Origin of the sequence: Rhizobacter sp. J219, from assembly GCF_024700055.1 — a bacterium.
Lineage (GTDB): Bacteria > Pseudomonadota > Gammaproteobacteria > Burkholderiales > Burkholderiaceae_C > Rhizobacter.
Map to the genome: position 1 here is coordinate 771997 of NZ_JAJOND010000001.1, position 13713 is coordinate 785709.

General features: G+C 66.3%; 11 protein-coding genes and 1 pseudogene. 11 read left to right on the forward strand and 1 reads right to left on the reverse strand.

What is annotated here, in order from left to right; all coding sequences use genetic code 11:
- Nucleotide 1 precedes the first annotated feature (1 nt).
- The 10 genes and pseudogenes from ispC (at nucleotide 2) to LRS03_RS03590 (ending at nucleotide 10229) form a co-directional block, all read left to right on the forward strand.
- Entirely contained in the window at nucleotides 2-1207 is a 1206-nt protein-coding gene (ispC, locus tag LRS03_RS03545) for a 1-deoxy-D-xylulose-5-phosphate reductoisomerase (RefSeq protein ID WP_257823896.1), read from the forward strand.
- On the forward strand, nucleotides 1204-2577 hold the full coding sequence (gene rseP / locus LRS03_RS03550; RefSeq protein ID WP_257823897.1) for an RIP metalloprotease RseP: 1374 nt from the start codon (nucleotides 1204-1206) through the stop codon (nucleotides 2575-2577). The genes ispC and rseP overlap by 4 nt, the downstream gene beginning before the upstream one ends.
- A gap of 7 nt (nucleotides 2578-2584) precedes the next feature.
- Complete coding sequence (gene bamA / locus LRS03_RS03555) at nucleotides 2585-4897, forward strand: outer membrane protein assembly factor BamA (RefSeq protein WP_257823898.1); 2313 nt, start codon at nucleotides 2585-2587, stop codon at nucleotides 4895-4897.
- A complete protein-coding gene (locus LRS03_RS03560) occupies nucleotides 4897-5412 on the forward strand; it encodes an OmpH/Skp family outer membrane protein (protein ID WP_257823899.1) in 516 nt (171 codons plus the stop codon). Before bamA ends, LRS03_RS03560 begins: the two co-directional genes overlap by 1 nt.
- Nucleotides 5413-5415: 3 nt before the next feature.
- Entirely contained in the window at nucleotides 5416-6447 is a 1032-nt protein-coding gene (lpxD, locus tag LRS03_RS03565) for a UDP-3-O-(3-hydroxymyristoyl)glucosamine N-acyltransferase (protein ID WP_257823900.1), read from the forward strand.
- 5 nt (nucleotides 6448-6452) lie between these two features.
- Nucleotides 6453-6893 carry a 3-hydroxyacyl-ACP dehydratase FabZ gene (fabZ, locus tag LRS03_RS03570; protein ID WP_257823901.1) on the forward strand — a complete coding sequence of 147 codons (441 nt, stop codon included), beginning with the start codon at nucleotides 6453-6455 and terminating at the stop codon, nucleotides 6891-6893.
- A gap of 17 nt (nucleotides 6894-6910) precedes the next feature.
- Nucleotides 6911-7698 (forward strand): annotated as a pseudogene (gene lpxA / locus LRS03_RS03575) (acyl-ACP--UDP-N-acetylglucosamine O-acyltransferase).
- A 12-nt stretch (nucleotides 7699-7710) separates the two neighbouring features.
- Complete coding sequence (gene lpxB / locus LRS03_RS03580; protein WP_257823902.1) at nucleotides 7711-8859, forward strand: lipid-A-disaccharide synthase; 1149 nt, start codon at nucleotides 7711-7713, stop codon at nucleotides 8857-8859.
- Nucleotides 8831-9454: a ribonuclease HII gene (gene rnhB, locus LRS03_RS03585; RefSeq protein ID WP_257823903.1), complete on the forward strand. Its 624-nt coding sequence runs from the start codon at nucleotides 8831-8833 to the stop codon at nucleotides 9452-9454. Before lpxB ends, rnhB begins: the two co-directional genes overlap by 29 nt.
- Nucleotide 9455: 1 nt before the next feature.
- Nucleotides 9456-10229, forward strand: coding sequence for a TrmH family RNA methyltransferase (locus tag LRS03_RS03590; RefSeq protein WP_257823904.1), 774 nt, complete (start codon nucleotides 9456-9458; stop codon nucleotides 10227-10229).
- On the opposite strand, the gene ppsR is transcribed toward LRS03_RS03590, so the two are convergent.
- Nucleotides 10226-11044 carry a posphoenolpyruvate synthetase regulatory kinase/phosphorylase PpsR gene (gene ppsR / locus LRS03_RS03595; RefSeq protein WP_257823905.1) on the reverse strand — a complete coding sequence of 273 codons (819 nt, stop codon included), beginning with the start codon at nucleotides 11042-11044 and terminating at the stop codon, nucleotides 10226-10228. The genes LRS03_RS03590 and ppsR overlap by 4 nt on opposite strands.
- Nucleotides 11045-11253: 209 nt before the next feature.
- Between ppsR and ppsA the strand changes: the two genes are divergently transcribed.
- Nucleotides 11254-13653, forward strand: a complete 2400-nt coding sequence (gene ppsA / locus LRS03_RS03600; protein WP_257823906.1) for a phosphoenolpyruvate synthase — start codon at nucleotides 11254-11256, stop codon at nucleotides 13651-13653.
- Nucleotides 13654-13713: the final 60 nt, after the last annotated feature.

Sequence of the window (13713 nt, forward strand, 5' to 3'; positions counted from 1 at the left end):
CATGTCACATCCTTCTTCGGCGCGCATGCGCGTCTGCATCCTGGGCTCCACCGGCAGCGTGGGCGCGAACACGCTCGACGTGATGGCGCGCCACCCCGAACGCTTCGAGGTGGTGGCGCTCACCGCTCACAGCCGCGTCGATGAGTTGGCCGCGCAATGCCTGGCGTGGAAGCCACGTTGCGCCGTGCTCACGCAACCCGGCGGCGCTCAGGCCCTGCGCGATCGTCTGAAGGCGGCTGGCCTGCGCACCGAGGTGCTGGAAGGCGCGGCCATGCTTGCGCAGGTGGCGGCGCATCCCGATGTCGATGCGGTGATGGCCGCCATCGTCGGCGCGGCGGGACTGGAGCCCTGCATCGCGGCAGCTCGTGCCGGCAAACGCCTGCTGCTCGCCAACAAAGAAGCGCTCGTCGTGGGAGGGGCGCTTTTCATGGCGGCGGTGAAGGAGGGCGGGGCCACGCTGCTGCCGATCGACAGCGAGCACTCGGCGATCTTCCAGTGCCTGCCCGAAGACCGCAGCACCTGGGCCCGGCGCATCGATCACATCGTGTTGACGGCCTCGGGTGGGCCCTTCCGTCAGCGGGACCCGAAGACGCTCGCCAGCGTGACTCCCGACGAGGCCTGCGCCCATCCCAACTGGGTGATGGGGCGCAAGATCTCGGTCGACTCGGCGACCATGATGAACAAGGCACTTGAGGTGATCGAGGCGCGTTGGCTGTTCGACCTCACGCCGGATCAGATCCGCGTGGTGATCCACCCGCAGAGCATCATCCACTCGATGGTGGTGTGCCGCGACAATTCGGTGCTCGCCCAGCTGGGTACGCCCGACATGCGCGTGCCCATCGCCTACGGCCTCTCCTTCCCCGAGCGCATTGAATCGGGTGCCAGCGCACTCGACTTCACCCAGCTGGCGGCGCTGCAGTTCGAGCCGCCCGACATGCGGCGTTACCCCGGCCTGCAACTCGCGTGGGACACGCTGCGTGGCGCCGAGGGGAGCACCGCTGTGCTCAACGCAGCCAACGAGGTGGCGGTGGCCGCCTTCCTCGGCGGAACCATCCGCTTCGACCAGATTCACAGCGTCAATGCGCACACGCTCGATGCCATCACCACCTCGGCGGATGCCTGCCATTCGATCGAAGGCCTGCTCGCGCTCGATGACAGCGCCCGCCGTGCCGCCGAGCAGCAGGTGAGCCGCTTGCGCGCCCCATGACCACTGTTCTCGCCTTCATCCTGACGTTGGGCGTGCTCATCGTCATCCACGAGTACGGCCACTACCGTGTGGCACGTGCCTGCGGTGTGAAGGTGCTGCGTTTCTCGGTGGGTTTCGGCAAGGTACTGTGGCGCCGCCAGCCGCAGCCCGGCGGCACCGAGTTCGTGCTATCGGCCTTGCCTCTGGGCGGTTACGTGCGCATGCTCGACGAGCGTGAAGGCCCTGTCGGGCCGCATGAACTGCACATGGCCTTCAACCGCAAGCCCTTGCGCCAGCGGGCTGCCATCGTGGCGGCAGGGCCGGCGGCCAATCTCCTGCTGGCCATTCTGTTGTATGCCGCCCAGCACTGGATCGGTGTCGAGGAACCCAAGGCCCAACTGGCTTCGCCGGTGGCGGCAAGCCTGGCCGAACGTGCCGGCATGCGTTCAGGCGACTGGGTGCGAGCCTCGTCGAACGATGGCAGCGAGTGGGAAGACGTGCGCTCGCTGACCGACCTGCGCTGGCAGGTGACCCACGCCGTCCTGGAGGGGCGCCGCCTTCACCTCCTCGTGACCAATGGCGACGGCCATGCGCAGCGCACCGTGGTGCTCGAACTCGACACGCTGAACGCCAAGGACGTCGACGCCAAGCTGATGCAAAGCATCGGCCTCGGGGCGCCCTACCGCGGCGACGCGCCGGTGCTGAGTTCGGTGAAGCCTGGCGGCGCCGGTGCCCAGGCGGGGTTGAAAGCGGGTGACGTGGTGCTGAGCATTGACGGCACGCCGATGCGCAACATCGACCAGCTCTGGCAGACCATCCGTGCAAGTGCCGACCGGCGCTCGACCGACCCGCAGCGCTGGTCGGTGCAGCGCGAGGGGCAGGTCCTCGAACTGGCGGTGAAACCCGCCATCGTGGCCGACGGTGACAAGCGCGTCGGCCGCATCGAAGCGGCACTCGGCCAGCCGATCGAGATGGTGACCGTGCGCTACGGTCTGTGGGATGGTTTCTCGCAGGCGGCGTCGCGCACCTGGGAGGTCTCGGTGCTTACCCTGCGCATGCTCGGGCGCATGCTGATCGGCGAGGCGTCGCTCAAGAACCTGAGCGGCCCGCTCACGATTGCCGACTACGCCGGCCAATCGGCGCGCATGGGCCTCGCTTACTATCTCGGTTTTCTCGCGGTGGTCAGCGTGAGCCTCGGGGTGCTCAACCTGCTGCCCTTGCCAGTCCTCGATGGTGGGCACCTCATGTACTATCTTTTTGAAGCCGTGACGGGGCGGCCGCCCTCCGATGCGTGGTTGGATCGACTGCAGCGCGGCGGTGTGGCGCTGATGCTCGTGATGACGTCGCTCGCCCTCTACAACGACGTGGCCCGCCTGCTGGGCCTGCACTGAATACTGCATGCGCACTCTCCCTGTCTCGTCACGCCTCCGTCTGTCGTTCCTCCGTCCCAGCGTCCTGTCAATCGCATTGGGAGTGGCTTTGCACGCCGGATCGGCCTGGGCCGTGACGCCCTTCGTGCTGAAGGACATCCGCGTCGAAGGCCTGCAGCGCTCTGATGCCGGCACGGTGTTCGCGTCGCTGCCGTTTCGCATCGGCGATACCTACACCGACGAGAAAGGTGCGGCGGCGCTGCGCGCGCTCTTTGCGACAGGCCTCTTCAAGGACGTGCGCGTCGAGGTCGATGGCGACGTGGTGGTCGTGATCGTCGACGAGCGCGCCGTCATCGCCAACATCGACTTCGTCGGCCTGAAGGAGTTCGACAAGGACGTGCTTATCAAGTCGCTGAAGGACTTCGGCATCGGCGAGGGCCTCCCGTTCGACAAAGCCCTGGCCGACCGCGCCGAGCAGGAGTTGAAGCGCCAGTACCTGACCAAGAGCCTCTATGCCGCCGAGGTGGTGACGACCGTGACGCCGCAGGAGCGCAACCGCGTCAACGTGACCTTCACCATCACCGAAGGCGGCCCGTCGCGCATCCGCGAGATCCGCATCCTCGGCAGCAAGGCCTTTTCGGAAAGCACACTCACCGGGCTCTTCGACCTCAACGATGGCAGCTGGCTCAACTGGTACACCAAGGGCGACCGCTATTCGCGTTCCAAGCTCACGGCCGACCTGGAGACGCTGCGCTCGTACTACCTGAACCGGGGCTACCTCGAATTCGCGATCGAGTCGACCGAGGTGAGCATCTCCGGCGACAAGCAGGACATCACCGTCACGGTCCACATCCGCGAAGGGCAGCCGTACACGGTCACCGGGGTCAAGCTCGAGGGCGACTACCTCGGCAAGGAAGACGAGTTCAAGGCGCTGGTCAAGATCGAGCCTGGCGAGGCCTATCGGGCCGAGTCGGTGGCCGAGACCACCAAGGCCTTCACCGACCGCTTCGGCACCTACGGCTACGCCTTTGCGCGCGTCGATGCGCGCCCCGAGATCGACCGTGCGACCGGCCGTGTGGTGCTGGCGCTGGTGGCCGACCCCCAGCGCCGCGTCTACGTGCGGCGCATCAACGTCGCGGGCAACAGCCGCACGCGCGATGAAGTCATCCGCCGCGAGTTCCGCCAGTTCGAGTCGTCGTGGTACGACGGCAACCGCATCAAGCTGTCGCGTGACCGTGTCGATCGCCTGGGCTACTTCAAGGAAGTCAACATCGAGACCAACGAAGTGCCCGGCTCACCCGACCAGGTGGACCTGACGCTGACGGTGGCCGAGAAGCCGACGGGCAACCTGTCGCTCGGCGCGGGCTTTTCGAGCGCCGACAAGCTGGCGCTTTCGGCCTCGATCAAGCAGGACAACGTCTTCGGCACCGGCAACTACCTCGGCGTCGACGTCAACACCAGCAAGTCGGCCCGTACGCTGGTCGTCAGTGCGGTCGATCCGTACTTCACCATCGATGGCATTTCGCGTGCGATCGATGTCTTCTACCGCACCCAGAAGCCGATCAACAGCCAGGGCGAGGAGTACGAGTTCATCACCCCGGGCGCGTCGATCAAGTTCGGCGTGCCGTTCAGCGAGTACGACACGGTCTACTTCGGGGCCGGCATCGAGCAGACGAAGATCAAGGGCACCTTCGGCATGCCTGAGACCTACGTGCAGCACATCGCGCAGTACGGCGAAAAGACCACCTCGGTGCCGATCACCATCGGGTGGACGCGGGACGGCCGCGACAGCGCGCTCGTGCCCAACGAAGGCAGCTACAAGCGCGTCAACGTCGAGTGGGGTGCCGCTGCCGACACTCGCTACCTGCGCACCAACCTGCAATACCAGCACTACTGGCCCCTCTCGAAGAGGTACACCTTCGCCGTCAACGCCGAGCTGGGCTGGGGCGAGGGCCTGCAGGGCAAGCCCTATCCGGTGTTCAAGCGCTTCTATGGCGGTGGCTTGGGCACGGTGCGCGCCTTCGACCAGGGCACGCTCGGCCCGGTGGACGTGCAGGGCGGCTACATCGGCGGCACCCGCCGCCTGAACCTCAACAGCGAGCTGTATCTGCCGGTGCCCGGGGCCGGCAACGACCGCACCTTGCGCTTCTTCGCCTACATGGATGCCGGCAACGTGTGGGACGACAAAACCTCCCTCGACCCGCTGCGCCTGTCGGCCGGCCTGGGCCTGAGCTGGGTCTCGCCGGTCGGACCCTTGAAGCTCAGTTGGGGCAAGCCCTTGCGCTACGAGCGCACGGATAGAATCCAGCGTCTCCAATTCCAGATCGGGACCGCGTTCTAATGAGCCGCTCATCCATCAAGTCGGTGTTCTCTGCCGTCTGCCTGGTCGTTGCCGCCTCGCTCGCGCACGCCCAGAGTGTGAAGATCGCCTATGTCAACAGCGACAAGGTGATGCGCGATGCCCTGCCGAACCAGGCTGGGTGGGTGAAACTGGAGGCCGATTTCAACCGGCGCGAGAAAGAACTCACCGAACTCAACAGCAAGCTCAAGGCGGCAGCGACCAAGCTGGACCGCGAAAGCGTCACCCTGCCCGATGCCGAGCGTGAGCGCCGCCAGCGCGAGCTGATCGACCAGGACCGGGAGTTGCAGCGCAAGCAGCGCACCTACCGGGAAGACCTCGCCCAGCGCCGCAACGACGAAATGATCGCGCTGCGCGAGCGGGTGCTGGCCGTGATCCGCCAAATCGCCGAGAAGGAGAACTACGACCTGGTCGTCCAGGAAGCCTTCCACGCCAGCCCGCGCATCGACATCACCGACAGCGTGATCAAGAAACTCAACGAACCTGCCGGAAAGTGATCGGTGGCCGAGGCTGCCACACTGGGTGAGATCGCCGCGCACCTGGGCGGCGAGCTGATCGGCGATCCGGCCCACCGCATCACGCGCATCGGGCCCCTGGAAGGCGCCACGCCATCCACCATCTCCTTCCTCTCCAACCCCAAGTACCAGAGCCAGCTGGCCGCATCCGAAGCGGGCTGCGTCATTGTCGGTCCGGCGGCACGAGATGCCGCCATCGCCCGCGGCGCGACCTTGGTGACGGCCGACGCCTACCTCTCGTTTGCGCACCTCACGCAGTGGTGGGCGGCGCGCACCCGCCCCCGCGACCTGCCGGGCGTTCACCCGAGCGCGGTCATCGATTCCTCCGCACAGGTGGCCAAGTCGGCCAGCATCGGCCCGTTCGTCGTGGTCGAAGCCGGCGCGGTGATCGAAGAAGACGCGGTGATCGGTGCCCAATGCTTCATCGGCCGAGACGTGCGTGTCGGTTGGGGCACGCGGCTATCGGCGCGTGTGAGCCTGATGTACGGCACCCAGATCGGTGCCCGTGGCGTCGTGCACAGCGGCGTCGTCCTGGGCGCTGATGGCTTCGGCTTCGCCGCCAGCCCGAGCGGCGCGGTCAAGATCGAGCAGCTGGGCAACGTGCGCATCGGCAACGACGTCGAGATCGGCGCCAATACCTGCATCGACCGCGGCGCACTCGACGACACCGTAATTGAAGACGGGGTGAAGATCGACAACCTCGTTCAAATCGGCCACAACTGCCGCATCGGCGCGCACACCGCGATCGCCGGCTGCACCGGCATCGCCGGCAGCTCGATCATCGGCAGCCGCTGCATCATCGGTGGCGCCGCCATGATCACCGGCCACCTCAAGATCTGTGACGGCACGGTCATCTCGTCGTGCACGGCGGTGACACGCTCGATCCTCAAGCCGGGCACGTACAGCGGCCTCTTTCCCATGGACGACAATGCCACCTGGGAAAAGAACGCGGCCACGCTGCGCAATTTGCACGCACTGAGAGAGCGCCTGCGTGCGCTCGAAAAGAAGACTCCTTGACGACCATGATGGACATCCACCAAATCCTGAAGACGCTGCCACACCGCTACCCCATCCTGCTGGTGGACCGGGTGGTGTCGATCGAAAAGAACAAGCGCATCGTGGCGATCAAGAACGTCAGCATCAACGAGCCGTACTTCAACGGCCACTTCCCGCACCGCCCGGTGATGCCGGGAGTGCTGATGCTCGAAGCGCTGGCGCAGGCCGCGGCCATCCTCGCCATCGAGACGATGGAGATCAAGCTCGACGACCAGACCGTCTTCTATTTCGCCGGCATCGACGGTGCGCGTTTCAAGCGCCCGGTCGAGCCGGGTGACCAGCTCTCGCTCGAAGTCGACCTGGAGCGCATGAAGGCCGGCGTGTGTCGCTTCGGCGCGCGTGGCCTCGTGGCCGGCGAACTGGCCGTCGAAGCCCAGCTGACCTGCACCATGCGTCGCATCGCCTGATTGAAAAGGGGCTTGCGATGGCCAACAGCATCCACCCGACCGCGATCGTCGACCCCAAGGCCGAGTCTCGCCGGCTCGGTGACGGTGGGCCCTTATGCGGTGATCGGCCCCGAGGTGCGCATCGGCGAAGGCACCACCATCGGGCCGCACTGCGTGATCGAGGGCCGCACGACCATCGGCCGCGACAACAAGTTCTACCAGTTCAGCTCCATCGGCGCGATGCCGCAGGACATGTCGCACAAGGGCGAAGTCACCGAGCCTCGTGATCGGCGACCGCAACACCATCCGCGAGTTCTGCACCTTCAACACCGGCACCTTCAAGGAGCAGGGCGTCACCCGCGTCGGCAACGACAACTGGATCATGGCCTACGTGCACCTCGCACACGACGTGCGCGTGGGCAGCCACACCGTGCTGGCCAACAACGTGACGCTTGCCGGCCATGTGCACGTGGGCGACTGGGCGGTGATCGGTGGCCTGTCGGGGGTGCACCAGTTCGTGCACGTCGGTGCGCACTCGATGATCGGCTTCCAGGGCCATGTGGCGCAGGACGTCGCGCCTTTCATGACCGTGGACGGCCACCCGCTCGCGGTGCGTGCGGTCAACCTGACCGGCCTCAAACGCCGTGGTTTCAGCGACGAGCGCCAGCGCCTCATTCGCCAGATGCACAAGCTGATCTTCCGCAGCGGTGCCACGCTCGAGCAGGCCAAGGCCGACCTCGAAGGCCTGCGTGGGCAGGGCGGCGACGAGGACATCCAGACCATGCTGGACTTCCTCGCGGCATCGACGCGCGGCCTCGTGCGCTGAGCCGGGGTGGCGATGAGTGCGACGACAGGCCCGCGCCTGGGAATGGTGGCTGGCGAGGCGTCGGGCGATCTGCTCGCCGGCCTGCTGCTCGGTGGCCTGAAGGCCCGCTGGCCTGAGCTGTCGACCTTCGGCATCGGCGGCCCGCGCATGGCCGATCACGGCTTCGAGGCCTGGTGGCCGCACGAGAAGCTGGCGGTGCGCGGCTATGTCGAGGTGCTGCGGCACTACCGTGAGCTGGTGGGCATCCGCAATGCGCTCGGCGACCGGCTCCTGAAAGAGCGGCCCGATGCCTTCATCGGCGTCGATGCTCCCGATTTCAACCTCGGCCTGGAAACACGCCTCAAGGCAGCCGGCATCAAGACGGTTCACTTCGTCAGCCCGTCGATCTGGGCTTGGCGCGGCAAGCGCATCGAAAAGATCCGCGCGGCCGCCGACCATGTGCTCTGCATTTTTCCGTTCGAACCCGAGATCTACGCCAAGCACGGCATCGCCGCGAGCTATGTCGGGCACCCGCTGGCCGATGCGATTCCGGCCGAGGTGCCGCGCGACGCCGCGCGTGCGGTGCTGGGGCTTGACGCCGATGCACAGGTCGTGGCGCTGCTGCCCGGCAGCCGGCGATCCGAGATCCAGTACAACGCGCCGCGCGTGCTCGCCGCCGCGCAGCTGATGAAGCGCCAACGCCCTGGCCTGCGCTTCGTGCTGCCGGCCGTGCCGAGCCTGCGGGCTCTGATCGACCCGCTGGTCGCGCAACACGCGCCGTCGGCCGGCGTGCAGGTGCTCGACGGCCATTCGCACGAAGCGCTGGCGGCCTGCGACGTGACCCTCATCGCGAGTGGTACCGCCACGCTGGAGGCGGCGCTCTTCAAGCGCCCGATGGTCATCACCTACGTGATGCACTGGCTGACGTACCAGATCATGAAACGCATGGCCTACCAGCCCTGGGTCGGCTTGCCCAACATCCTGTTGCGCGATTTCGCCGTGCCGGAGTTGCTGCAGGACGAAGCCTCGCCCGACAATCTCGCCCGTGCCGCCTTCCGCTGGCTGGACGATCCCGAGGCCTGCGCCTCGCTGGTTCGCCGCTTCGAGGGCCTGCACCAGCAATTGCGCTGCAACACCGCACTCGCCGCCACCGATGCCATCGAAAAAGTCCTCCGTGCCTGAACAGCTCGGCCTGAGCTTCGATGTGATCGGGCTGATCGCCGGCGTTGACGAAGCCGGGCGCGGCCCGCTCGCCGGGCCCGTGGTGGCGGCAGCCGTGATCCTCGACGAACTGAAGCCGATCCGCGGCCTGAAAGACTCGAAGCTGCTCACCCCGGCCACCCGCGACAGGCTCTACGACGAGATCCGGGCCAAGGCGTTGTGCTGCTCGGTGGCGGAGGCGTCGGTGGAGGAAATCGACACCCTCAACATCCTCCACGCCACCATGCTCGCGATGAAGCGTGCGGTCGAAGGCCTGCGGCTGAAGCCCGGCAAGGTGCTGGTCGACGGCAACCGCCTGCCGGTCCTGCGGGTGGCCGCCGAGGCCATCGTCAAGGGCGACGTGAAGGTGAAGGCGATCTCGGCGGCGTCCATCCTCGCCAAGGTGCACCGCGACCGGCTGTGCCTGGCCTTGCATGAAGAGCATCCGCAATACGGCTTCGATGGCCACAAGGGCTACGCGACAGCCGAGCATCTGGCCGCACTGAAAGCGCATGGCGCGTGCGTGCACCACCGGCGCTCGTTCGCGCCGGTGCGCGACGCGCTCGAAGGGTTCTGAGGTGGCCGAGCCCAAGGCCATCACCTCGCGCGACAACCCGCTGCTGGTGAAGCTGCGCAAGCTGGCGGCGGAGCCGGCGGCCTATCGCAAGCTCGGCCAGCTGTGGGTCGAAGGCGATCACCTGTGCGCGGCATACCTGAAGCGCGGCGGCAAGCCGGCGCAGGCGGTCATCACCGAAGCGGCCTGGGAGCAGCCGGCCTTGCGAGCGCTGGCGACCGCGGCCGATGCCGTGGCGATCGTTCCGGCGGCGCTGATGGCCGGGCTGAGCACACTCGAATCGCCGGCGCCGATCGGCTTCGTGCTGCCGTGGTCGGACAAGGGAACGGTCCAGTCACATGCACCGACGGTGATCCTCGACCGCCTGCAGGATGCCGGGAACGTGGGCACGGTGCTGCGCACCGCGGCGGCGTTTGGCTTCACCCAGTGCCTTGCACTCACTGGCACCGCGGCGCTCTGGTCAGGCAAGGTGTTGCGCGCCGGGATGGGCGCGCATTTCGGCTTGAATCTCGTCGAGCAGGTGGCCGAGGCCGATCTCGACGCCTTGCGCCTGCCCTTGCTGGGCACCAGCTCGCATGCGGCCCAGGCGTTGCATGAAGTGGATCTGCCTTGGCCTTGCGCCTGGGTGATGGGCCACGAAGGGCAGGGTGTGTCTGCGGCGCTGCACGGACGCTGCTCGCTCACGCTGCGCATCGCGCAGCCGGGGGGAGAAGAGTCGCTCAACGTGGCCGCTGCAGCGGCCGTGTGCCTTTACGAATCAACCCGCCAGCGTCTCTAGTACATCAAGCGATCCGGCCGGATGTCACGCAGGATGGTGGTCGCGATCTCCTCGATCGACTTGTGCGTGGAAGACAGCCACGAGATGCCTTCGCGGCGCATCATGCTTTCGGCCTGGGCCACCTCACGTTTGCAATTTTCGAGGTTGGCGTACTGGCTGTTGGGCCGGCGCTCGTTGCGGATCTCGGCCAGGCGCTCGGGGGCGATCGTCAGACCGAAGCACTTGGCCTTGTGCGGCGCCAGGCTCTTGGGCAGCTCGTTGCGCTCGAAGTCTTCGGGAATCAGCGGGTAGTTGGCGGCCTTGATGCCGTGCTGCATGGCGAGGTAGAGCGAGGTCGGCGTCTTGCCGCTGCGGCTCACCCCGACGAGGATCACGTCCGCCTGTTCCAGGTTCTTGGCCGACTGGCCGTCGTCGTGGGCGAGAGAGAAGTTGATCGCCTCGATGCGGTCGGTGTACTCCTGGCTCTTCGAGACGTCTGCAAACCGTCCGACGCGGTGATTCGACTTGACGCCGAACTCAGCCTCCAAAGGTTCGATGAAGGTGTTGAACATGTCCAGCACCATGCCCTTGCTGCCCTTGAGCACCCCCAATGTGTCGGGATCGACGAGCGTCAGGAAAACCACCGGGCGCACCCCTTCCAGCTCGGCCGTCTGATTGATCTCGCGCACCACCTGGTGGGCCTTGTCCAGGGTGTCGATGAAGGGCCGGCGCACGTGCCGCGGCTTGCCGGGAAACTGGGCGAGGATCGAATTGCCGAAGGTTTCGGCGGTGATGCCGGTGCCGTCAGAGACAAAGTACACAGTGCGGTTCGGCATATGGAATCTCGGCCCGTGGAGTGAGGGGGTCGATCATAGGCAAATCGCGCCTAGAATCTTTCAAGACTCTTCCCAGTCGCACCACGCATGCCACCGCCTGCACTCCAACCACAACTCGATACGCAGCGAGTCGCCTCGTCGCTTGAGCCCTTGATCGGCTCGCGGCCCCGCTGGGAAGCACCGGTTTACCAACATCACGGAGCTTTCCCATGTCTTCCATCAATCTGGCGACCGCCCTGGTCGTGCCGTTTGAACACCTGAGGATGACCGACGTCGAGTCGGTTGGCGGCAAGAACGCCTCCCTCGGCGAAATGATCAGTCAGCTGGCCGCCTCGGGTGTGCGGGTGCCCGGTGGCTTTGCCACGACGGCCAACGCCTTCCGGCGCTTCCTGGCGCACAACGGCCTGGCCGAGCGCATCAACAAGCGGCTCGACACCCTCAACACCGAAGACGTGCGTGCGCTGGCCGAAGCCGGCGCCGAGATCCGTCGTTGGGTGGAAGAAACGCCGTTCCCGGCCGACCTGCAGGAAGCGATCACCACCGAGTTCGCCAAGCTGACCGCCGGCAACCCGACGGCCTCGTTCGCCGTGCGCTCCTCGGCCACTGCCGAAGACCTGCCCGATGCGAGCTTTGCCGGCCAGCAGGAGACCTTCCTCAACGTCGTCGGTATCGACGACGTGCTGCACAAGATGAAGGAGGTGTTCGCGAGCCTCTACAACGACCGCGCCATCAGCTACCGCGTGCACAAGGGCTTCGCCCACACCGACGTGGCGCTGTCGGCCGGCGTGCAGCGCATGGTGCGCTCCGACCTCGGCGCCGCTGGCGTCATGTTCACCATCGACACCGAGAGCGGCTTCAAGGACGTGGTCTTCATCACCTCCAGCTACGGACTGGGCGAGACGGTGGTGCAGGGCGCGGTGAACCCCGACGAGTTCTACGTGCACAAGCCGGCGCTGAAGAACAACAAGTCGGCCATCATCCGCCGCAACCTCGGCTCCAAGCTCATCAAGATGGAGTTCGCCACCCCCGAGGAGAAGAAGGCCTCGGGCAAGCTCGTGAAGACGGTGGACACCGCCACCGAGCTGCGCAACCGCTACTCGCTCACCGACGCCGACGTGACCGAACTGGCCAAGTACGCCCTCATCATCGAGCAGCACTACGGCCGTGCGATGGACATCGAGTGGGGCAAGGACGGCGCGGACGGCCAGCTCTACATCCTGCAGGCCCGCCCCGAGACGGTGAAGAGCCAGCAGGCGGGCAAGGCCGAGCAGCGCTACAAGCTCAAAGGCACGGGCACCGTGCTGGCGGAAGGCCGCGCCATCGGCCAGAAGATCGGCACCGGCCCCGTGCGCATCGTGCACAGCCTGGCCGAGATGGACACGGTGCAACCCGGTGACGTGCTCGTCACCGACATGACCGACCCCAACTGGGAGCCGGTGATGAAGCGGGCGAGTGCCATCGTCACCAACCGCGGCGGGCGCACCTGCCACGCCGCCATCATTGCCCGCGAGCTGGGCATCCCGGCGGTGGTCGGCTGTGGTGATGCGACCGACACCCTGAAAGACGGCGCGCTCGTCACCGTGGCTTGCTCCGAGGGCGACACCGGGTTCATCTACGACGGCCTGCTCGAGACCGAGATCACCGAGGTCGACCGCGGCGAGCTGCCGTACTGTCCGATCAAGATCATGATGAACGTGGGCAACCCACAGCTCGCGTTCGACTTCGCGCAGATGCCCAACAGCGGTGTCGGCCTTGCGCGGCTCGAGTTCATCATCAACAACAACATCGGCGTCCACCCGAAGGCGATCCTCGACTATCCCAACATCGACATCGATCTGAAGAAGGCGGTCGAGTCGGTAGCGCGTGGGCATGCCTCCCCGCGCGCCTTCTATGTCGACAAGCTCACCGAAGGGGTGGCCACCATTGCTGCGGCCTTCTGGCCCAAGCCGGTGATCGTGCGCTTGAGCGACTTCAAGAGCAACGAGTACCGCAAGCTCATCGGCGGTTCGCGCTACGAACCGGAAGAAGAAAACCCGATGCTCGGCTTCCGTGGCGCCTCGCGCTATGTGAGCGACGGGTTCGGCGATGCCTTCTCGATGGAGTGCGAAGCCCTCAAGCGCGTGCGCAATGACATGGGCCTCACCAACGTCGAGATCATGGTGCCCTTCGTGCGCACGCTCGGCCAGGCCAAGCGCGTGACCGAGATGCTGGCCGAGAAGGGCTTGAAGCGTGGCCACGAGGGGCTGCGCATCATCATGATGTGCGAGATCCCAAGCAACGCGGTGCTGGCCGACCAGTTCCTCGAGTTCTTCGACGGCATGTCGATCGGCTCGAACGACCTGACCCAGCTCACGCTGGGGCTGGACCGCGATTCGGGCATGGAGATCCTCGCGGCCGACTTCGACGAGCGTGACCCGGCGGTCAAGGCGCTGATCTCGCGCGCCATCACCGCCTGCCGCGCGGTCGGCAAGTACGTGGGCATCTGCGGCCAAGGGCCGAGCGACCATGCGGACTTTGCCGACTGGCTGGCTGCCGAGGGCATCGTGTCGATCTCGCTGAACCCTGACACGGTGGTCGAGACCTGGAAGAGGCTAGCCGCACGCCGCTGATCGCACCAGCACGCCACGGCGAGGGTTGATGAGGATGGCACGCTGCGGATCGGCCCCGTG